Below are 20,365 nucleotides of genomic sequence, written 5' to 3' on the forward strand. Positions count from 1 at the left end.
ATGGACTTCGCCGATGCCATCCAGATCCTCGACAGCGCGCTTCGCCTGGCGACGCCCCTGCTGCTGGCCTGCCTGGCAGGGCTGTTCAGCGAACGGGCGGGGATCTTCGACATCGGCCTGGAAGGCAAGCTGCTGGCGTCGGCCTTCTTCTCGGCGGCAGCCGCGTTCGCGACCGGATCGGCCTGGATCGGGCTGGCCGCGGGCATCGGGGCCAGCTGCGTCCTGGCCTTGGTCCACGGCGTGGCCTCCATCACGTTCCGGGGAAACCAACTGATCTCCGGCGTTGCGATCAACTTCCTGGCGTCGGGCATGACGGTCGTCATCGGCGAGGCCTGGTTCGCCCTGGGCGGCCGCACGCCGCAACTGGAGGGCCCGGCCCGCTTCGGCAGTGTGGACCTTCCCTTTGCCGCCGCGCTGGCCGACGTCCCCGTCCTGGGGCCGATCTACGCCGAGATCCTGTCGGGCCATTCGATCCTGGTCTACCTTGCGCTGGGGACCGTGCCGCTGACGTGGTGGATCCTGTTCCGCACCCGGTTCGGGCTGCGTCTGCGGGCCGTGGGCGAGAACCCCGCCGCGGTGGACACGGCGGGCGTCAGCGTCGTCGGCCTGCGCTATGCGGCCGTGATGATCGCGGGCGTCCTGTGCGGCATCGGCGGCGTGTATCTCGCCACCGCGCTGTCCGCGGGCTTCGTCAAGGAGATGTCGGCGGGCCGCGGCTTCATCGCGCTCGCCGCCCTGATCTTCGCCAAGTGGCGACCCTGGTATGCGCTGGGGGCCTGCTTCCTGTTCGGCCTGTTGGAAGCCCTGGGCAACCGGTACCAGAACATCGACATCGCCGGGTTCGACGTGCCTACGCAGTTCATGCAGGCCCTGCCCTATATCCTGACCGTGGTGATCCTGGCGGGCTTCGTCGGCAAGGCGATCCCGCCCCGTGCGGGTGGCGAACCCTACGTGAAGGAACGCTGAGGCCGGGATCGGGGGGCCACCCCGCTGGGCCGAATCCCACCCGATCGGATGTCGGAGGCACGCGGCTCGATCGACCACCCTGCCACCCCCGCCGTCGCGCCCGCCGCCTATGCGACCCGCCATGGTCGGGCTCGACCCGCCGGTCCGGGGCACGCCGGTCACACGCCCGTCGCACGCCCGGGGCACATTTGTCCGACACGCAGCAGACATGCGGCAGACGCTCCGCAGACGCCGTCCGGCACGCCCCCCGCGCCGCATCCGAACGCCCGCCCGCCGGAGCGGGACGGGCGCCGCGCCCTTGCTATCAAGCCCGAACCGCACCCCTTGCCCCGCACCCCGCTCGACGCCACACTCCCCCCTCGGCGCACCCCCCCGGACGCCCCCGCGCCCCAGGCCCGAGAAGAAAACACCGCCGCAGCGCAGCATTGCCGCATCCGCCATTAGGTCCAACCGACCTGCCGACATGGCGCCACGGGGTCGCGGACCGATCCCGGCCGGTCGCGCGGGTTTGACACCGCCCGACGCGTGCCCTTTAGACGGACCACACCCGCCCGTCCGGTGATGCCCGTGCAGATCTACCTTCCCATCGCCGAGGTATCGGTCAACGCCTTCCTCCTGTTGGGGCTGGGCGGAATGGTGGGCGTCCTATCTGGCATGTTCGGCGTCGGCGGCGGCTTCCTGATGACGCCGCTTCTGTTCATGATCGGCATCCCGCCCGCCGTCGCCGTCGCGACGGAGGCGAATCAGATCGTGGCGTCCTCCTTCTCGGGCGTGTTGGCGCACGTGAAGCGACGGACGGTCGACTTCCGCATGGGCTGGGTGCTGCTGATCGGGGGCCTGGTCGGCGCGGCCCTGGGCGTGCAGCTCTTCAACTACCTGCGTGGGTTGGGGCAGGTCGATCTGCTGGTCCGCCTGTGCTACGTCGTGTTCCTCGGCGTCATCGGCGCCCTGATGTTCGTCGAAAGCCTGAACGCGATCCGCAAGGCGCGTCGGACGGGCCCCGCGCCCAAGACGGTGCGCCGCCAGCGGGGATGGCTGGACGCCCTGCCCTTCAAGATGAAGTTCCGGACCAGCGGCCTCTACATCAGCGTGATCCCGCCCCTGCTGGTCGGCCTGTCGGTCGGCGTCCTGGCCGCGATCATGGGCGTGGGCGGCGGGTTCATCATGGTGCCGGCCATGATCTATCTGCTGGGGATGCCGACGAAGGTCGTGGTCGGCACGTCGCTGTTCCAGATCATCTTCGTCACGGCGTTCACGACGCTGCTGCACGCGACGACGAACTATACCGTGGACATGGTGCTGGCCGTCCTGCTGCTGGTGGGCGGGGTCGTCGGGGCGCAGGTGGGCACCCGCATCGGAACGCGCCTGAAGGCCGAACAGCTCCGCATCCTCCTGGCGCTCCTGGTTCTTGCGGTCTGCGGCACGCTGGCAGCCGGCCTCCTGCTCGAACCGGCTGAGCTTTACTCCCTGGGGACGGGGGTGGACCGGTGATCCGGGTCCTGGCCCTCCTGATTCTCGCATGGGCGACACCGGCCTCGGCGGAGCGCGTGGTCGCCGCCCTCTCACAGAACCGCGTGCAGATCGACACGGCCTTCACCGGGTCGGAGATCCTCGTCTACGGCGCGATCGTGCGCGACCTGCCCGCCCCCGACGACAGCAAGCTGGGCGTCATCGTCACCGTGTCCGGGCCGGAGGTTCCGACCACCGTGCGACGCAAGGAACGGCGGCTGGGGATCTGGGTGAACACCGATGCCGCGGTGATCGAACGGGCGCCCAGCTTCTATGCCGTCGCGGCCAGCGCCCCCATCGCCCAGATCCTGCTGGGGTCGGAGGACGAACGATACTTCATCTCGCCCGGGCGGGCGCTGCGCGGCGTGATGGCGGCCGAAGGCCTGAACGCGGACAAGTTCACGGAAGCGCTGATCCGGATCCGCGAGCGGGAAGGCGCGTTCCAGACCTCCGACAGTCCACTGTTCCTGACCGACGACACCCTGTTCAGCACCGAGGTCCGGCTGCCGGCCAACCTGGTCGAGGGGACCTATGCGATCCGCATCTTCCTGACGCGCGACGGAGTCGTCCGCACGCGCTACGACACGGTCATCTCCGTCCGGAAGGTCGGACTGGAACGGTTCCTCTACAACTTGGCGCACGAGCAACCGCTGATCTACGGACTGATGTCCCTCGGGATCGCGATCTTCGCGGGGTGGGCCGCATCGGCGGTGTTCCGGTTCATCAAGGCCTGACGCGCCGCCGTCAGCCCCGCAGCGTCCCACCGGTCGCCTTGATCACCTTCTCCACCACCTTCGCACCGACCGCCTCGATCTGAGCATCGGTCAGGGTGGCGTCGGTCGGCTGCAGGCGCACGGCGATGGCCACGCTCTTGCGTCCCTCCCGCAGCGATCCGCCCGTGAACTCGTCGAAGACGCGCACCGACTCGATCAGATCCTTGTCCGCCCCCGCCGCGGCGCTGACGACATCCTGCGCCGCGACCCGGCCGTCCAGTTCGAAGGCGAAGTCGCGTTCGACCGCCTGCAGGTCGGACAGCACCAGGGGCGCACGCGCCGCACTGGTGGCCTTCGGGAACGGAACGCCCTCCGGCAGGACGGCGAAGGCCACGGCGGGACCCTTCACGTCGAGGGCCCGCAGCACGCGGGGATGCACCTCGCCGAAGATCGCCAGGATCTTCTTCGGCCCCAAGCCGATGCGTCCGGATCGGCCGGGATGGAACCAGCCCGGCGCATCCCGCAGGATCTGCGCCCGTGCCGGCGCCCCGATGGCCGACAGGATCGCCTCGGCGTCGGCCTTCGCGTCGAACGCATCGACGGGCCGGCGCTCGCCGTGGACCCCGCGCGGCGCGGCATGCCCCGTCAGCAGACCCGCGACCTCGACGTGCTGCGCCCCGGGCTCGCCGTCGTCGAAGGCGGCCCCCACCTCGAAGAGGGCCAGATCGTTCTGCCCCCTCGCCTGGTTGCGGGCCGCGGCCCGAAGCAACCCAGGCAGGAGCGAGGGTCGCATATGGGACAGATCGGCGCTGATCGGGTTCTCCAGCCGGGTCGTGTCGGTCCCGCCGCCGAACAGCGCGGCGGCGGCCCCGTCCACGAAGCTGTAGGTCACGCATTCGTCGTAGCCCAGCGCCGCCGCGGTGCGTCGAGCCATCCGTTCGCGCGACTGCATCGGCGTCAGGACGGGCCTCGCCACGCCGGGCGGGCGGGCCATCGGACGCCCCTTCAGCTCGGTCAGGGACGCGATGCGCGCGACCTCCTCCACCAGGTCGGCCTCGCCCTGCACGTCGCCGCGCCAGGGCGGAACGTGAACGGTGACGGCGGGCGCCTCGCCCTCCACGCGGAAGCCCAGCGCGGTCAGGGACGCGCGCTGATCGGCCGCCGGGATGTCCATGCCGACCAGTGACACGACGCGATCGGTGGACAACCCATAGCTGCGCGCCACGTCGGGCACCGCGCCCGCGACGACCCTGTCGGACGCTTCGCCGCCCGCGTGGTCCAAGATCATGGCCGCGGCATGATCGACCCCATCGGGCGTGAAGACCGGGTCCACCCCGCGTTCGAACCGATAGCGCGCATCCGAGTTGATCCGCAGGGCCCGGCCCGCCGTGGCGATCTGCACGGGATCCCAATACGCACTCTCGATCAGGACGTTGGTGGTCGCGTCCGTCACGCCGGAATGCCCGCCCCCCATGATGCCCGCGATGCTTTCGGGACCCCCATCGTCGGAGATGACCATCGCGCCCGCCGGCAGCACGTAGTCACGATCGTCCAGGGCCGTGATCGTCTCGCCCCCCGCGGCGCGGTGAACGCGCAGGTCACCCTGCACGACGTCGGCGTCGAAGACATGCAGGGGCCGGTTCAGGTCGTGGGTGAACCAGTTGGTCACGTCCACCAGGAAACTGATGGGACGCAACCCTATGGCGCGCAGCTTGGCCTGCAGCCATTCGGGGCTGGGACCGTTCGTCACGCCGCGCACCATGCGCAAGGCGAAGACGGGGCAGCCATCGCGCGTGTCGTCGTCGATGGTCACGCCCAGCGGACAGGGGAACGTGCCGTCCACCACCGGATCGGGCATGTCGCGCAGGGTGCCCAGGCCGCGGGCCGCCAGGTCGCGGGCGATGCCGCGCACGCCCAGGGCATCGCCGCGGTTGGGGGTGATGGCGATCTCAATCACCGGATCCACCTTGGCGGGGTCGTTCGCGGCCAGCCAGTCGACGTAACGTTCGCCAACCTCGCCCGAGGGGAGTTCGATGATGCCGTCGTGTTCGTCCGACAGTTCCATCTCGCGCTCGGAGCACATCATGCCGTGGCTTTCCACGCCTCGGATCCTGCCCACCTGGATCGTCGTGTCGATGCCGGGGACATAGGTGCCGGGGCTGGCGACGACGACCGTGATGCCCGCCCGCGCATTGGGGGCACCGCAGATGATCTGGGTCGGGCCGTCGGCCGTCGCAACGCGACAGACCTTCAGACGATCCGCATCGGGATGCCCCTCCGCCGCCTCCACGAAGCCCAGGCGGAAATCGTTCAGCCGCGCGGCGCGATCCTGCACGCCCTCCACCTCCAGGCCCAGGTCGGTCAGGGCATCGGCGATCGTGGCGACGTCGGCCTCGGTGTCCAGGTGGCGCTTCAGCCAGGATAGCGTGAACTTCATCCGTCTCGTCCGGTCGGGGGCATGGGTCCGGCGGGGACCTATACGCTTCGATGTCGGGGTGGAACCCGTCCGCGGCCCCGATCAGCTCAGATGCGCCCGCCCGTTCGCCGCGGCCGCCGCGGCGCGACCGGCGAGGTCACGGACGTCCTTGGCGATGACCGTGAACACCTGTCCGGACGTCCCCCCGGCCCGGGCGGCTTCCACGGCGGCGTTCACCGCGACCAGCCGGACGGTGCGGGCGATCCCCTCGATGTCGTGGCACATGGACAGGATCTCGGCGTTGCGCGCCTGCAACGCGACCTCCGCCTCACGGATGCGGTCCCATTCGGCCAGGATCTGCGAGGTCATGATCGCCTGCACGGCCGGGACGACCCGATCGGCCATCGATGCGAAGAACCGCCGCGCTCCGTCCAGATCCGGATCGGTCCCCAGCCCAGCGTGCAGCGCGTCGAACCCCCGCACGACGCGGCACGCCTCCGCGTTCCGCACCGCTTCCTCCGCCCAGACGACCGACAGGGCGGCGATGGCGGCGGAGCAGTGGCCGACCGCGTCGCGCAGGTCCCTACGCGCCGCGGCCTTGGCCGATCCGTCCGGCGCCGTGGCGCACATCAGCGCCCGACCCGCCACCAGGGACAGCGCGGCGCGAAGGCGTCCCATGGCGGTGATCCGGCCGGCGGCCGTCGACAGGTCGAGATCCGCGTCGATGCCCCTGGAAACGGCAGACGCGGCGTTCAAGGGGCCCGGTCCGAGGCGATGTCCGCACGCGTCCGAGCCAGCAAGGTGGACGCCTGGGTCGCCAGGTTGCGCACCTCGGTGGCGATGACCCCGAAGGCCGCGCCGGACGCGCCGCCGGTCCGCGCCGCCTCCACCGCCGCGTTCAAGGACACCAGCCGAATGGTCCGGCCGATCTTCTGCATCTCCTCGAACATTCCCTCCATGCGGACGGATCGGTCGCGCAGGGCTACGATCGCTTCTTCCCGCTCCTCGGTCAGCATCACGTCGAAGGCGCCCACGATGTTATAGAGCGCAGGCAAGGCCGTCCACCGCGCCTGCCGGGCCAGACGCGTCGCGATCCGGCTGTCGAGGCACAGGTCGTCCCGCGCGTCGAAGGGCAGCAGCACGTCGGCGAAGTCGCGCACCGCGGCGATGTCGGCGGCGACCGTACGGGGCAGCGCGGCCATGCAATCGGCGGAATCCGCCAGCGTGGCGTGCAGGTTTCGGATGGCGGTGCGGAACTCGGCCTCCGCCTCGGCACGGACCTCCTCCGTTTCGGCCGTGACCACGAGCACGGCCATCATCCCGGCCGTCAGGACGAAGCCGCGGCATCGTCCGACGCGCATCATGGAACCACGGCAGTCGGGCAGGCGCCGGGCGGTCCGCGAAGGGGGCGACGTGGTCATCCCCCCCGCCTAGGGCAAGGACCTTAACGCGGCATGAAGCGTCAGCCCGCGTGGCGCGCGGGAACCTGCAGCGCCCCGAACCCGTAATGGCGCAGCCATCGCAGGTCGCTGTCGAAGAACGCGCGCAGATCCGGGATGCCGTATTTCAGCATGGCGATGCGGTCGATCCCCATGCCGAAGGCGAAGCCTTGCCACGCGTCCGGATCGATCCCCCCCGCACGCAGCACCTTCGGGTGGACCATCCCGGAGCCCAGGATCTCCAGCCAGTCGTCGCCCTGCCCCAGCTTCAGCGTCCCACCTTCCCACGAACACCGGATGTCGACCTCCGCCGACGGTTCGGTGAAGGGGAAGTGCGAGGCGCGGAACCGCAACTCCAGGTCGTCCAACTCGAAGAAGGCGCGGCAGAACTCCTCCAGGCACCATTTCAGGTTGGCCATGGAGATGTCGCGGTCCAGCGCCAGCCCTTCGACCTGATGGAACATGGGCGTGTGGGTCTGGTCGTAATCGGCACGATAGACCCGCCCCGGGCAGATGACCCGGATCGGCGCGCCACGGTCCTGCATCGCGCGGATCTGCACGGGGCTGGTATGGGTGCGCAGCACGTGGGGCGGGCGGTCGTCGCCGTCCGCGCGCGCCATGTAGAACGTGTCCATCTCCGCGCGGGCAGGATGATGACCGGGAATGTTCAACGCGTCGAAGTTGTACCAGTCCGTTTCGATCTGGGGACCTTCGGCGACACCGAACCCCATATCGGCGAATATGGCCGTCACTTCCTCGGTCACCTGGCTGACGGGGTGGATCGTGCCCCGGCGGCGGGTGCGGGCGGGAAGGCTGACATCCAGCCATTCGGACGCCAGGCGTTCGTCCAGGGCCGCATCCTCCAACCCATGCTTGCGGGCGGCCAGGGCGGATGCGATCTCGTCGCGCAGGGCGTTCAGGGCGGGACCGGCGGTCTTGCGTTCCTCGGGCGTCATGCGGCCCAGTTCGCGCATCATCAGCGCGACCTCGCCCTTCTTTCCGATGGCGGCCAGGCGGACCTCCTCCAGCGTGCCCTCGTCAGCGGCGTTGCGGATTGCGGTCAGGTACTTGTCGCGCAGGTCGTCCATCGGCCCCTCCGGTCAATCGCGGCGGGGGTATCGCGCCCCTTCAGCACGCGCAACCGCGTCAGGCAGACAGCCCCTCGCGCCTGCGCCGCCTGCGCCGGGCCAGGAGGTTCAGCACCTCCACGAAGGCCGCGAAGGCCATCGCGGCGTAGATATAGCCCTTCGGCACGTGCCGCCCGAACCCGTCGGCGACCAGCACCATCCCGATCATCAAGAGGAAGGACAGGGCCAGCATCACGACCGATGGGTTGGCTTGCACGAACCGCATCACGGGGCCGGACGCCAACAGCATCATCGTCACGGCCACGATCACGGCGGCCACCATGATCGGCACCTCGTCGGTCATGCCCACGGCGGTCAGGATGGAATCGATCGAGAAGACCAGGTCCAGCAGGATGATCTGCACGATGGCGGCGGCCAGCGTCGACGAGGCGCCGCGCGGCTTGCCGGTGGCCGTCTCCTCCGGGTTCAACTTCTCGCGGATCTCGGACGTGGCCTTCCAGAACAGGAACAGCCCGCCCGCGATCAGGATGATGTCGCGCCAGGAGAACTGCGTCTCGAAGGTCGGCTCGCCATGCTCGCCCGGTGGGCCGGTCAGCCCCAGATCGATGACGGGCGCCGTCAGGCCGACGATCCATGCGATGCCTGCCAGCATCCCCAGCCGCAGGACCAGGGCCAGGGCGATGCCGACCCGGCGCGCGGTGTCCTGCTGATGGACCGGCACCTTGGCGGCGACGATGGAGATGAAGATCAGGTTGTCGATCCCCAGCACGATCTCCAGCGTGACGAGCGCGGCGAAGGCGGCCCAGGCTTCGGGCGACGTCAGCAGTTCGAGCATGGGCGGCATTCCCCTATCGGCGCTTGGGGGAACATGGTTTCATCCCAGCGACGTCAAGCATTCCCCGAAGGTCCCGCCATGATCCGCACCACGATCCTCGTCCTGACTGTCGCCTGCGCCGCACAACCGGCTGCCGCACAGGACCGGTATGTCGGGGTGGTCGTGGGAACCGCCCATGTCGGAACGGGCGATCTGAACGACGTTAATCCGGGCGTGACGTTCGGTCGGCGCTGGGACGCCGCCCGGCCGGGCTGGGAATGGCACGTCGAGGGTGGCGTCTTCTACAATTCGTACCGGGAGGTGTCGCCGATCGTCCTGGCCGGGCTGTCCGCACCCCTGACGCGGGTGCCCGGTGGTGAACTGCGCGGCGCGTTGAGCGTCGGGACGGCCTATTACGACGAGCTCGCCAACGAAATCTCGGACATCCCCAACCTCGAAGGGTTCATACCGCTCGCGACTGCGACGCTCGCCTACCGGCGGGAGCAGGCGGAGTATCGCCTGACGCTCCTGCCCACCGCGGACGACGTGGACGCGGTGATCAACCTGTCGGTGGCGATCCCGTTCTAGGGCAGCACCGACGCCAACGCCGCCCCGATCAACTGGGATCCGCGCGGCGAAGGATGCACGGCGTCGGCTGCCAAGAGCGACCCGTCCGCCGGATCGATCACCGTGCCCGCGTCCAGGAAGGTCAGCCCGCGCGTCCGGTCCGCCAGCGCGGCCATGCGCGCGTTCATCACGTCGAAGGCGGGCTGGCAGGCCGAGAACCCGGTCGTGACCTCCGGGTTCGCATCGTAGTAGCCGACATAGACCACCGGCGAACCTGCCGCGAGCATGTCGGCCACCAGGGCTGGAATCGCACCATCCAGGCCGGGCCCGATCAGCGCGTCGCGCGCGCTGTCCACGTCCGCCGTGCCGCAGGTACCGCGCAGGTCGTTCCCCCCGCCCGTCATCGCCACCGCAGCCCAACGGCCCCGGTTCGCAGCCCATTGCCCGGCGATGTCCAGCCCCAGGGCCGACAGCACGCCGTTGTCCTGCACGACCCGCGACCCCGACCGCGACGCGTCCACCAGCGGCAGCCCCCGCGTCGTGGCCGCGACCTCCGGTATGCCCCTGTCGCCGTTCCACGCCATCACGCTGTCGCCTATGGTCAGCAGGCGTCCCGCGTCGGGCGCGGGCGTGCCGCAGCCGCCGAAAATCGCGAGGGCGCATAGGGCAAGGAAGCGCATGATCGTGTCCCCTGGACATGGAAAGGGCCGCCCCGGATGGGGACGGCCCGTACTCGTCGCGCGACGTCGGACTCAGGCGGCGGGCGCGGCAGCCTTCGCCTGGTCCACGATGGCCGCGAAGGCGGCCGGTTCGTGCACGGCCAGGTCGGCCAGGACCTTGCGGTCGACCTCGATGCCGGCGTTGGACAGCGCGTTGATGAAGCGCGAATACGTCATCTCGGCGTCATGGGCGCGGACGGCGGCGTTGATCCGCTGGATCCACAGGGCGCGAAACTGGCGCTTGCGGTTCTTGCGGTCGCGCGTGGCGTACTGGTTCGCCTTGTCGACGGCCTGGGTGGCGGTGCGGAAGGTCTTGGACCGACGGCCATAATAGCCCTTTGCGGCCTTCAGGACCTTCTTGTGGCGGGCATGGGTGACCTTGCCGGACGTGATGCGGGACATGTTCTATCCTCCTTCAGCGGTCGTAGGGCATGAAGCCCTTGACGATCTTGGCGTCGGGCTTGGACAGGGTGGTCATGCCGCGCGCGTCGCGGATGAACTTGTTGGTGCGTTTGATCATGCCGTGGCGCTTGCCGGCCTGACCCGACATCACCTTGCCGGTGGCGGTCACCTTGAAGCGCTTCTTCGCGCTCGACTTCGTCTTCATCTTGGGCATTTCGGGCTCCTGGGTCATCGTGGCCGCGGCAGGCATCCCAATCGCCCGGACGCGGTAAGGCGGCCCGCCTAGCGGGGCGGACCGGAAATGGCAAGCGATGCGGCGGATGGGCGATAGGCCCTATTCGTCGTCGTCCGTTTCGGCCCCGAAGATCAGCCGCTCGTCGCAGGGCGCGACGCGCAGGATGTTGGTCGAGCCGGACACGTTGAACGGCACGCCCGCGGTGACGACCACGTGGTCCTTCAGGGTGGCGAAGTCGTTGGCCTTCGCCGCGCGCACTGCGGAGACGACGGCGTACTTGAACCGCTCCACCGGCTGGGTGGTCACGCAATGCGTCCCCCAGGCCAGGCCCATGCGGCGCGCGGCCTCCAGGAAGGGAGTCAGCGCGATGATGGGCACGCGCGGGCGTTCGCGGCTGACCTTGAAGGCGGTGGCGCCGGAATGGCTGAACACGCAGATGGCGACGACGTCCGTCGTTTCCGCGATCTCGCGCGCGGCGGCCACGATGCCGTCGGCGGTGGACGTGCGCTCCGCCTGGCGGCTGGCCTCGATGATCTCGCGGTAGGTCGGATCGCTCTCGACCGACAGGGCCACGTCGTTCATCGTGCGCACGGCTTCCAACGGATAGGATCCGGCCGCGGATTCGGCGGACAGCATGATCGCGTCCGCCCCCTCGTAGATCGCCTGCGCCACGTCGGATACCTCCGCCCGCGTGGGCATGGGGCTGTCGATCATGCTTTCCAGCATCTGGGTCGCGACGATGACCGGCTTGGCCGCCGCGCGGCACTTGCGGATCAGGCGCTTCTGAATGGGGGGGACGTTCTGGACGGGCAGTTCCACGCCCAGGTCGCCGCGGGCGACCATGATTCCGTCGGACGCTTCCAGGATCTCCTCGAAGCAGTCGACGCCGGCGGGCTTCTCGATCTTCGACAGGACCGACGCCCGCCCGCGGGCCAGCTTGCGCGCCTCCTCGACGTCGGAAGCGCGCTGCACGAAGGACAGCGCGAGCCAGTCGACGCCCAGCCCGCAGACGAACTCCAGGTCGTCGCGGTCCTTCGCCGACAGGGCGGCCAGGGGCAGCACGACGTCGGGGACGTTCACGCCCTTGCGGTTCGATATCGTGCCCCCCGTCACCACCGTGCAGTCGGCGGATTCCGCATCGCAGGCATCCACCTTCAGCGACAGCTTGCCGTCGTTCACCAGCAGCGTCGCGCCGGGGCGCAGCGCCTCGAAGATCTCGCGGTGGGGCAATTGCACGCGGGTCGCGTCGCCCGGCGCGTCGTCGAGGTCGAAGCGGAACGGCTGCCCGGCCTCGATCTCGACCGCGTCGTCCGCGAACACGCCGCAGCGCAGCTTCGGCCCCTGGAGGTCGGCCAGGATGCAGATGGGACGGCCCGTGTCCCGCTCGATGTCGCGAATGATGTTGTGACGGGCGCGGATCTCCTCGTGGCCGCCATGGCTCATGTTCAGGCGGAACACGTCCGCGCCGGCCTCGAACAGGCCGCGGATCGTCTCGTAGTCGTCGGAGGCGGGGCCAAGGGTCGCGACGATCTTGACGTTGCGGTGTCGTCTCATGCGGCACTTCCGTTAACGCTATCGGTCCGGGGGCCTTCTGCCCGTTGCGTCACCGTCCCGCAAGCGCCCGCGGGGTGGCGTCGGGGCGGGGCCTGCCGTATCGCAACAGCCATGGACGACCGCGCCTTCGATCACGAAACCGCCTTCCTCGTCACCAACCCGCGCGCCACGGGACGATGGGTGGTGACCTGTGACCATGCGTCGAACGCCGTGCCCCGGTCCGTGAACGGGGGCGACCTGGGGTTGCCCCCCGCCGACATGAATCGGCACATCGCGTACGACGTGGGGGCGGCCGGGTTGGCCCGCGCGCTGGCCCGCCGCCTGGGGGGACCGTGCGTCGAGTCCACCTTCTCGCGCCTGGTGATCGATCCCAACCGGGGGGAGGACGATCCCACCCTGCTGATGCGCTTGTACGACGGGACGATCATACCGGCCAACCGCCGTGCCGACGCGGCGGAGCGCGAACGCCGCCTGGACGCCTTCCACCGCCCCTATCACGCCGCGCTGGCCGACACGCTCTCGGCGCGTGCGGATCCGGTGATCTGCGCGGTCCATTCGTTCACGCCGCAACTGCGCGGCCGCCCCTACAGACCGTGGCAGGTGGGCGTGCTGTTCGCGGACGACCGCCGCCTCGCCGATCCCGTGATCGCGCATCTGCGGCGGCAGCCCGACCTGATGGTGGGGGCCAACGAGCCCTATCGCGGCGACCTGCCCGGCGATTCGATGGACCACCATGCCTTGCGGCATGGACGCCTCCACGTGTTGATCGAGGTGCGCAACGACCTCATCTCGACGGAAGCGGGCCAGCGGGACTGGGCCGACCGCCTGGCGCCCGCCCTGCAGGGCGCCCTGACCGACCTGGAGGAGACGACGCATGGATGACGCGACACGCACCCGGATCGAGGCGGCGGCCTTCCGCCGCCTGCGCGACCATCTTCTGAACGAACGGCCCGACGTGCAGAACATCGACATGATGAACCTGACGGGCATGTGCCGGAACTGCCTGTCCCGCTGGTCGCAGGAGGCGGCGGCGGCCGAGGGCATCGACTGGTCGAAGGAGGAGGCACGCGAATGGTTCTATGGCGAGCCGTTCGCGGAGTGGAGGTCCAAGCACCAGCGCGAGGCCACCCCCGATCAGAAGGCCGCCTTCGACGCCAGCCACCCCCGGGAGGGCGCGTCGTGATGGTCCGCATGATCCTGGCCGCCGCGATGGCGGCACTTCTGGCCGTGCCCGCGGCAGCACAGACGTTCCAGGGCCAATCGGTCCCGCAGATGCGTCTGGTCGTCGACCGGGAACTGCCCCGGCACGGGTTCCGCGACGTCGACGTCCGCGATCTTAGCACCAACCAAGTCGTGCAGATCTACGGCGCCGTGACGAACACCACGCGCAAGTCGGCCGCCGAACGGCAGGCCATCATCACGTCCGCCCTGGGTCGTGGGCTGTTCGGCACCGTGCTGCGCCGCTAGATCGCGGTTCGGCGGCTTTCGTCGAGATAGATCTCGCGCAGGCGCTTGGCCGTGGGTCCGGGCTCGCCCGTGCCGACCTTGCGCCCATCGATCGCGACCACCGGCGTCACGAAGGTGGAGGCGGAGGTGACGAACGCCTCGTCCGCCTCCGCCGCCTCCTCGACGGAGAAGGGCCGCTCCTCGACCTTCATCTGCGCCTCGCGAGCCAGGCGCAGCACGGCGGCACGGGTGATGCCGTGCAGGATTTCCGTGCCCAGGTGGCGGGTGACGATGGTGTCGCCCGTCACGATGTAGGCGTTGTTGCTGCTGCCTTCGGTGACGTGCCCGTCCTCGACCATCCAGGCATCGTCGGCGCCCTTCGCCTTCGCCTCCATCTTGGCCATGCTGGGATAGAGCAACTGCACCGTCTTGATGTCCCGCCGCCCCCAGCGCAGGTCGGGCAGGGTCACGACGGACATGCCCCTCGCCGCCAACGGGGAATCCGCAAGCCCGGGCTTCGACTGCGTGAACAGCACCATCGTCTGCGGCGTGTCGTCGGCGGGAAACACGAAGTCGCGGTCCGCCGCGCCCCGCGTGATCTGCAGGTAGACGCCGCCCTCCTCCACCGCGTTCTCCGCGACCAGCCGGCGGTGGATGTCCAGCAACTCGTCGCGGGTGACGGGCATGGTCATCCCCAACTCGCCCAGGGAGCGTTCGAGCCGGGCGCAATGCCCATCGAAGTCGAGCAGCTTGCCGTCGAGGACGCTGGTCACCTCGTAGACGGCGTCGGCCATCAGGAAGCCGCGGTCGAAGATCGATACCTGCGCCTGGTCTTCTGGCAGATAGTCCCCGTTGACGTATACGGTTCGCATCGCGTGCCCCCTCGTTGGTCGGTTCCCGTCCCTTTGGGACTGGCCGCGGGGCGGGGTCAAGCCGGCGTCATGGCACGTCGGTACCGGGTGCGAAGTCGGCCGGCGGCGCGGCGCGGGCGGGGGTAGATCGCTTGAAGGCATAATGAGCCGACGCGCCGTTGGACCGTTCCATCACGATCAACGCGGACCGGACGAGGCGGCCGCCCTGGTGGATCTGCACGTGGCCCGGCAGCCGGGGCGCGATGTCGCAGGCGATCTCGAACCCCGCGTCGTCGCAGGCGAGCAGCGGATAGCGGTCCATGCCGACCTGCACCGCCAGCCCCGCCGCGGCGCGCGTGCGCACGAACGCCGTGCCGGTTCCCGTTCCCTCGGCCATGCCCGAATCCTCCCGTCCACAACCATAACACGAACGCACGTGTGACAGGATACCGTAAACGATCCGCCCGTATCCCGTCGTCTTGGGGAAGGAACGCACCCTTGAGTAAAACGATCCCCTCTCCGGCGTTATCGTTTCGTGACGCTATCCACGCGCTACGGGCCGCAGCACGTGGGGGCGGGCCGCGTCGTAGAGGGCGCTGTCGCGGAACGCGCCCACCTCCCCCAGGGCGGGGCCTACCAGGATCAGGGCGGTGCGGGTGATCTTGGCGGCACGGACCTGTTCGCGGATGTCGGACAGGGTGCCCCGCAGGATCGCCTGGTCGGGCCAGGACGCGCGGTAGACGACCGCGACGGGGCAGTCGGCGCCGTAATGGGGGATCAGCACGCGCTCGATCTCGCGTAGGGCCCGGATGCCCAGATGGATCGCCAGGGTGGTGCGGGTGCGGGCGAAGTTCTCCAACGTCTCGCCCGGGGGCATGCCGGTGGACTTCATCGACATGCGCGTCAGGACGATGGATTGCGCGATCTCGGGAATCGTCAGTTCCTGCTCCAGCGCGGCCGCGGCGGCGGCATAGGCCGGCACGCCCGGCACGATGGCGAAGGGGATGCCGTCGGCGCGCAGGCGGCGGATCTGCTCGGCTACCGCGCCATAAAGACTGGGATCGCCCGAATGCACGCGGGCGACGTCGTGACCCGCCGCATGGGCGGCCACGATCTCCGCATGGGTCTCGTCCAGGGTCATGGGGGCGGTGTCCAGGACGCGGGCGTCCCGTGGTGCTTCGGCCACGACGGCTTCGGGCACCAGCGACCCGGCATACAGACAGACGCGGCAGGATCGGATCAGGCGCTGGGCCTTCAGGGTCAGCAGTTCCGGATCGCCGGGGCCTGCGCCTATGAAATGGACGGTCATCGCGCTATTCCCCTGCAATGGTGGACGACCCCGACGCCTTCGTGCCCGCCTTCGTCGCCGCGTGGATGGCGCGGGACGGGGACGCCCTGGCCGCGCTCTTCGCGCCGGACGCGGACTTCGTGAACGTGGTCGGCATCTGGTGGGAGGACCGGGCGGACATCGCGCGGGCGCATTCCTATGCGCTGAGATCGTTCTTCGCCGAAACGCGGTTGGTGCCGGGGCGGGTCAAGGTGCGGGACCTGGGCGACGTGGCCGTGATCCACGCCCGCATGGCGTTGACCGGACAACGGTTGCCGGATGGGGGCCGGGCGGGGGCGCGCACCACCATCCTGTCCTTCGTGCTGGAACGCACGTCCGGGGGCTGGCAGGCCGTGTCGGCGCAGAACACCGACGTCGTGCCGGGCGCGGAGACGCGGGTGGCGCAAGACGACCGGCTGTCGCCGGGGGACTATCGCTAGAACGGTCATGCCAGGTCCCCGCCGGTCATCTTGCGGGCATAGCCGCGCGGCGTGAACACGCGCATCCCGTCGCCGGTGCGGACCAGGCGGGTACGACTGGACCCCACGACCACGACCGTCAGCATGTCGACCTCGTCCACGTCGAGATCGGCCAAGCGGCGGAAGCGGACCTCCTCCTCCGGCCGGCCCAAACTGGAGGCCAGCACGACGGGCGTGTCCGCCGGGCGATGGGCCAGCAGGATGTCGCGGGCTTCCGTCAGCAGGGTCCGGCGGCGGCGGGACACGGGGTTGTAGAACGCGATCACGAAGTCGCCTTCCGCGGCGGCGCGCAGGCGGCGGACGATGTCGTCGCGGGGCGTCAGCAGATCCGACAGCGAGATGGCACAGAAGTCGTGGCCCAGGGGCGCTCCGGCCCGGGCGGCGGCGGCCTGCAACGCGCTGATGCCCGGGGCGCAGGCGATGGCGACGCGGCGGGCGGCGTCCGACACCTCGCCCTTGGCGATCAGTTCGTAGACCAGGGCGGCCATGGCGTAGATGCCCGCGTCGCCCGAACAGACCAGCGCCACGTCGGCCCCCTGTCCCGCCCGTTCCAGCGCATGGCGGCAGCGATCGGCTTCGCCCCCCAGGGGGAAGTTGGCGCGCGGCTTACCCGCCGCCAGGGGGCCCAGCAGGTCGAGGTAGAGCGAATAGCCCACCAGCTCGTCCGCATCCGCGATCATGCGACTGGCTTCGGGCGTCCGCCACGCGGCCTGGCCCGGTCCGATGCCGACGATGGACAGGTGCCCCCTGGTCCGACCGCCCGGCGTGGTGATGGGCAGGGCCGCTCGGGCCAGCGCGGCGGTGACGGTGGCGGCCTTGCGCTTGGGGGCGACCAGGACGCCGCCGCTGCATGCGACCGCGGCGGCCTCGGCCACCGACGGCGTTCCGACCTCGGCCAGGACGACGTCGGACGGGTTGGGGACGGCGATGTCCGCCAGTTCCGCGACGGTGAAGGCGCGCAGGTCGCAGCCCAGGCCGGCGGCCACCGCTTGCAGCGCGGGTTCGTCCAGCTTCAGGTCCAGAGTCGCCACGGCGGCGACCGCGCCGTGGGCCACGTCCGCGTCGCGCAGCACGTCGCTCGCCAGCGCCCAGGCGGCGGCGGGTTCGGCGTCGCGCGCGCAGCCCATGCCCAGCACGAAGCGGCGTGGGTGATAGACCAGCCGCGCGGGGCCCCCTTCCGCGGGGGCGTCGGTGACCGAGATCTCCACCTCGTCGCCGAAAGGCAGATCGAACAACGGCTCGCCGGTCTGCGTCGCCCCGCCGCCCGACAGAAGTGCCGCCATGACCCCCTTCGCATCGTCCGGGTTCGCCAGGACGTAGCCGGGGGGCGGTTCGTCCAAGGCGATGCCCAGCGCCACGTCGCCCGCCGTCGTGACCGCCGCGACCCCGTCCAGGGCGTCCGCGATGCGGCGCGCCAGCCGGTTCGCGCCGCGATGGCCGCCCAGCAGCGGCACCACCACGCCGCCGTCGTCGGACACCGACAGGACCGGCGATTCGGCCCGCTTGTCGTTCAACATCGGAGCGACGCCCCGGATCAAGATCCCCGATGCGCAGATTCCAATGACGGCGTGGCCCGCGGCGAACAGGTCGCGGGCATGCGCCAGCGCGTCGGGGAATGTCGCGTCGCAGCCGTCGGTCCGCCCCTCGCGGCCATGCAGGGGGCAGCCCAGCGCGTTGGCGACGCGGCGCGCCGTGAGTAAGCCGGATGCGTTCAATGCCAGGACGACGGGCTTCAGGTCCACGGATCGGCCCCCTTCGCGATCAGCAGCATGGAAAAGTAGGGCGCGCGGTCGGGAGCCTGCGCCAGCGGCCGGACGACCTGCCCGTCCAGCGTGGCCCGTTCGACGTAGGTGGCGGTCAAGCCCATTCCGTCCAGCAGCGCGCGCAGGCGCGGCAGGTGGCGGCCGACCTTCATCAGCGCGACCGCGTCGGCGGCGTCGATGCGCGCGCGCAGGTCCTCGTCGGGCAGGGTCGCGGGCAGGATCGTCAGCACCGCGTCGCGCGCGGCCAAGGGCCAGGCGGCGGCGGCGGCGCAGGCCGTGACGGAGGTGATGCCGGGAGTGACGCGCACGGGGAAGCGGTCGCGCAAACGAGCCGCGACGTACATGAAGCTGCCGTAGAGCATGGGGTCGCCTTCGCACAGGCAGACGACGTCATGGCCCGCCCCCAGCGCTTCGGCGATGGCCACGGCACCCGCGTCGTAGGCCGCCTGCGCGGGCTGTCGCGCCGTCGTCATGGGCACGTCGATGCGGATTTCGCGCGCGTCGTCCGCGATGTGCGCCGCGGCGATGGATCGCGCGAAGCTGTCCCCGCCCAGGGGCGCGGGATAGGCCACGACGCGCGCGCATTCGATCAGGCGGGCGGCGCGCAGGGTCAGCAGGTCGGGCGCGCCGGGGCCCAGGCCAACACCGTGGAGCGTGCCGGTCATCGCTTGACCAGCGACCATTGCGTGACATCCATCGACGGACGCCAACCGCGGAAGCGGCCCACGGGTTCGGCGCGCGACACCGACAGGCGGACCAGATCGCCCCCGAGCCGTGCGTGCAGCGCCGTCAGGACGGCCTCCGATTCCAGCGTGACGGCGTTCGACACCAACCGACCCAGGGGCTTCAGCGCCGCCAGCGCGGCGTCGGCCACGGGTTCCGACAGGCCGCCGCCGATGAAGATGGCATCCGGAAAAGGCAATCCTGCCAAAGACTTGGGCGCCGCTCCGTCGCGCAGGTCCAGGCGGGGGGCGCCCAGGGCCAGCGCGTTCTCGGCGGCCATGGCGCGGCGGTCGGCGCGGGGCTCGATCCCTATGGCGCGGGCCGACCGGGCGGCGCGGATCCACTCGATGGCGACCGACCCGGACCCCGTGCCGATGTCCCACAGGAGCGCGCCGCGCATGGGCATCAGCTTGGCCAGGGTGGCGGCGCGGATCTCGCGCTTCGTCATGGTTCCGTCGTGGCGGAACAGGTCGTCGGGCAGGCCCGGCACGCGGGGCAGCAGGGCCGCGTGGGGGGCGGCCACGCAGTCGACGCAGAGCGTGTTGAACGGGGGCACGTCGTGGTCCCAGGCGGCGGCGGTGCCGTCGAAGCGCGCTTCCCGTTCGCCGCCCATGTTGGCCAGGACGGTCATGGAACTGTCGCCAAAGCCGCGTTCGGTCAGGTAGGCGGCGATCCGGGCGGGCGTCTCCGCGCCGGTGGTCAGGATGATAAGGCGTTGATCGGGCTGGATGAACGCGATCATCTGCTCGGCCGGGCGGCCGTGGACGGTCAAGGTCTCCACGTCGGCCATGGACCAGCCCATGCGGGCCGCGGCCAGTTGGAACGCGGACAATTGCGGGTGGTACGTGATCTGCGCGGGCGGGATGGCGCGGCCGATGCGGGCGCCCACGCTGAACCATAGCGGATCGCCCGTGGCCAGCACGACGACGCGGCGCCCGCGCAGGGATTCCAGCAGTTCGATCAAGGCGTCGAAGGGGCTGGGCCAGGCGATGCGGTCCGCGGTCACGGCGTCCGACAGGTGATGGTGGCGGTCGCCGCCGACGATCACTTCGGCCGCCTCGACGATGGCCCGGGCGGCGGGCGTCAGACCCGCCAGACCGTCCTCGCCGATGCCGACGACGTGGAGCCAGGGGCCGTCAGACATGGACCAATCGTCGCATGCACCCCCCGTACACCCCCCGTACACCCCCCGTGCATACGCGCAGCCATATCGGCACCGTGCGTCGCGCGGGTCTTGAAGCCAACGAGCGTTCCGTGCGGGGGGTGGTCCGGCGGGCCGCCGGTGCGGCCCGCGCTGCGGACCTCGGGACGGTCCCCCGGACCGTCCCGCCCCTGCGGGACCGGCCCTCCGCCC

General features: G+C 70.3%; 23 protein-coding genes. 8 read left to right on the forward strand and 15 right to left on the reverse strand.

The features are described from left to right. From P0084_RS06045 to P0084_RS06055, 3 genes are all read left to right on the forward strand, one after another. The gene (locus tag P0084_RS06045; protein ID WP_308915922.1) at positions 1-966 is read left to right on the forward strand and encodes an ABC transporter permease; all 966 of its coding nucleotides are present in this window, start codon (positions 1-3) and stop codon (positions 964-966) included. Between the two features lie 567 nt (positions 967-1,533). Next, entirely contained in the window at positions 1,534-2,457 is a 924-nt protein-coding gene (locus tag P0084_RS06050) for a sulfite exporter TauE/SafE family protein (RefSeq protein ID WP_308915923.1), read from the forward strand. After that, positions 2,454-3,209: a TIGR02186 family protein gene (locus P0084_RS06055; protein WP_308915924.1), complete on the forward strand. Its 756-nt coding sequence runs from the start codon at positions 2,454-2,456 to the stop codon at positions 3,207-3,209. The genes P0084_RS06050 and P0084_RS06055 overlap by 4 nt, the downstream gene beginning before the upstream one ends. Before the next feature lie 10 nt (positions 3,210-3,219). On the opposite strand, the gene pheT is transcribed toward P0084_RS06055, so the two are convergent. The 5 genes from pheT to P0084_RS06080 form a co-directional block, all read right to left on the reverse strand. After that, positions 3,220-5,625, reverse strand: a complete 2,406-nt coding sequence (gene pheT, locus P0084_RS06060) for a phenylalanine--tRNA ligase subunit beta (protein ID WP_308915925.1) — start codon at positions 5,623-5,625, stop codon at positions 3,220-3,222. Positions 5,626-5,706: 81 nt separating this feature from the next. Next, entirely contained in the window at positions 5,707-6,282 is a 576-nt protein-coding gene (locus tag P0084_RS06065) for a methyl-accepting chemotaxis protein (protein ID WP_308915926.1), read from the reverse strand. 74 nt (positions 6,283-6,356) lie between these two features. Then, a complete protein-coding gene (locus P0084_RS06070) occupies positions 6,357-7,025 on the reverse strand; it encodes a methyl-accepting chemotaxis protein (RefSeq protein WP_308915927.1) in 669 nt (222 codons plus the stop codon). A gap of 41 nt (positions 7,026-7,066) precedes the next feature. After that, on the reverse strand, positions 7,067-8,131 hold the full coding sequence (pheS, locus tag P0084_RS06075; protein ID WP_308915928.1) for a phenylalanine--tRNA ligase subunit alpha: 1,065 nt from the start codon (positions 8,129-8,131) through the stop codon (positions 7,067-7,069). A 58-nt stretch (positions 8,132-8,189) separates the two neighbouring features. Beyond that, entirely contained in the window at positions 8,190-8,966 is a 777-nt protein-coding gene (locus P0084_RS06080; protein ID WP_308915929.1) for a TerC family protein, read from the reverse strand. Positions 8,967-9,044: 78 nt separating this feature from the next. Between P0084_RS06080 and P0084_RS06085 the strand changes: the two genes are divergently transcribed. Beyond that, entirely contained in the window at positions 9,045-9,533 is a 489-nt protein-coding gene (locus P0084_RS06085) for a hypothetical protein (protein WP_308915930.1), read from the forward strand. On the opposite strand, the gene P0084_RS06090 is transcribed toward P0084_RS06085, so the two are convergent. The 4 genes from P0084_RS06090 to pyk all read right to left on the reverse strand — a co-directional run bounded on the left by P0084_RS06090 (position 9,530) and on the right by pyk (position 12,422). Further along, on the reverse strand, positions 9,530-10,192 hold the full coding sequence (locus tag P0084_RS06090) for an SGNH/GDSL hydrolase family protein (RefSeq protein ID WP_308915931.1): 663 nt from the start codon (positions 10,190-10,192) through the stop codon (positions 9,530-9,532). The genes P0084_RS06085 and P0084_RS06090 overlap by 4 nt on opposite strands. Positions 10,193-10,264: 72 nt before the next feature. After that, on the reverse strand, positions 10,265-10,633 hold the full coding sequence (gene rplT, locus P0084_RS06095) for a 50S ribosomal protein L20 (RefSeq protein ID WP_308915932.1): 369 nt from the start codon (positions 10,631-10,633) through the stop codon (positions 10,265-10,267). A 13-nt stretch (positions 10,634-10,646) separates the two neighbouring features. After that, entirely contained in the window at positions 10,647-10,847 is a 201-nt protein-coding gene (rpmI, locus tag P0084_RS06100; RefSeq protein WP_308915933.1) for a 50S ribosomal protein L35, read from the reverse strand. Between the two features lie 120 nt (positions 10,848-10,967). Further along, positions 10,968-12,422: a pyruvate kinase gene (gene pyk / locus P0084_RS06105; protein ID WP_308915934.1), complete on the reverse strand. Its 1,455-nt coding sequence runs from the start codon at positions 12,420-12,422 to the stop codon at positions 10,968-10,970. Positions 12,423-12,533: 111 nt separating this feature from the next. On the opposite strand from pyk, the gene P0084_RS06110 reads away from it, so the two are divergent. Genes P0084_RS06110 through P0084_RS06120 form a run of 3 tightly spaced genes read left to right on the forward strand, consistent with a single transcriptional unit; the run spans position 12,534 to position 13,889 of the window. Continuing rightward, complete coding sequence (locus P0084_RS06110; RefSeq protein WP_308915935.1) at positions 12,534-13,304, forward strand: N-formylglutamate amidohydrolase; 771 nt, start codon at positions 12,534-12,536, stop codon at positions 13,302-13,304. Next, positions 13,297-13,605, forward strand: a complete 309-nt coding sequence (locus P0084_RS06115) for a DUF1244 domain-containing protein (RefSeq protein ID WP_308915936.1) — start codon at positions 13,297-13,299, stop codon at positions 13,603-13,605. Before P0084_RS06110 ends, P0084_RS06115 begins: the two co-directional genes overlap by 8 nt. Continuing rightward, positions 13,605-13,889, forward strand: coding sequence for a hypothetical protein (locus P0084_RS06120; protein ID WP_308915937.1), 285 nt, complete (start codon positions 13,605-13,607; stop codon positions 13,887-13,889). Before P0084_RS06115 ends, P0084_RS06120 begins: the two co-directional genes overlap by 1 nt. Here P0084_RS06120 and P0084_RS06125 read toward each other — a convergent pair. The 3 genes from P0084_RS06125 to cobM form a co-directional block, all read right to left on the reverse strand. Next, positions 13,886-14,740: a D-amino-acid transaminase gene (locus P0084_RS06125; protein WP_308915938.1), complete on the reverse strand. Its 855-nt coding sequence runs from the start codon at positions 14,738-14,740 to the stop codon at positions 13,886-13,888. The genes P0084_RS06120 and P0084_RS06125 overlap by 4 nt on opposite strands. A gap of 67 nt (positions 14,741-14,807) precedes the next feature. Continuing rightward, complete coding sequence (locus P0084_RS06130) at positions 14,808-15,116, reverse strand: hypothetical protein (protein WP_308915939.1); 309 nt, start codon at positions 15,114-15,116, stop codon at positions 14,808-14,810. Positions 15,117-15,260: 144 nt separating this feature from the next. Beyond that, positions 15,261-16,028 carry a precorrin-4 C(11)-methyltransferase gene (gene cobM / locus P0084_RS06135; protein WP_308915940.1) on the reverse strand — a complete coding sequence of 256 codons (768 nt, stop codon included), beginning with the start codon at positions 16,026-16,028 and terminating at the stop codon, positions 15,261-15,263. 17 nt (positions 16,029-16,045) lie between these two features. Between cobM and P0084_RS06140 the strand changes: the two genes are divergently transcribed. After that, positions 16,046-16,486 (forward strand): SgcJ/EcaC family oxidoreductase, encoded by a 441-nt coding sequence (locus tag P0084_RS06140; RefSeq protein ID WP_308915941.1) that lies wholly within the window; start codon positions 16,046-16,048, stop codon positions 16,484-16,486. A gap of 5 nt (positions 16,487-16,491) precedes the next feature. Here P0084_RS06140 and cobJ read toward each other — a convergent pair whose 3' ends face one another. From cobJ to cbiE, 3 genes are read right to left on the reverse strand one after another with little or no spacing between them, the layout of a single operon-like run. Further along, positions 16,492-18,267, reverse strand: coding sequence for a precorrin-3B C(17)-methyltransferase (gene cobJ / locus P0084_RS06145; protein ID WP_308915942.1), 1,776 nt, complete (start codon positions 18,265-18,267; stop codon positions 16,492-16,494). Next, complete coding sequence (gene cobI, locus P0084_RS06150) at positions 18,258-18,953, reverse strand: precorrin-2 C(20)-methyltransferase (protein WP_308915943.1); 696 nt, start codon at positions 18,951-18,953, stop codon at positions 18,258-18,260. The genes cobJ and cobI overlap by 10 nt, the downstream gene beginning before the upstream one ends. After that, entirely contained in the window at positions 18,950-20,155 is a 1,206-nt protein-coding gene (cbiE, locus tag P0084_RS06155; RefSeq protein ID WP_308915944.1) for a precorrin-6y C5,15-methyltransferase (decarboxylating) subunit CbiE, read from the reverse strand. The genes cobI and cbiE overlap by 4 nt, the downstream gene beginning before the upstream one ends. Between the last annotated feature and the right edge of the window lie 210 nt (positions 20,156-20,365).

Origin of the sequence: Jannaschia maritima, assembly GCF_030973515.1 — a bacterium.
Classification (GTDB): Bacteria; Pseudomonadota; Alphaproteobacteria; order Rhodobacterales; family Rhodobacteraceae; genus Jannaschia; species Jannaschia maritima.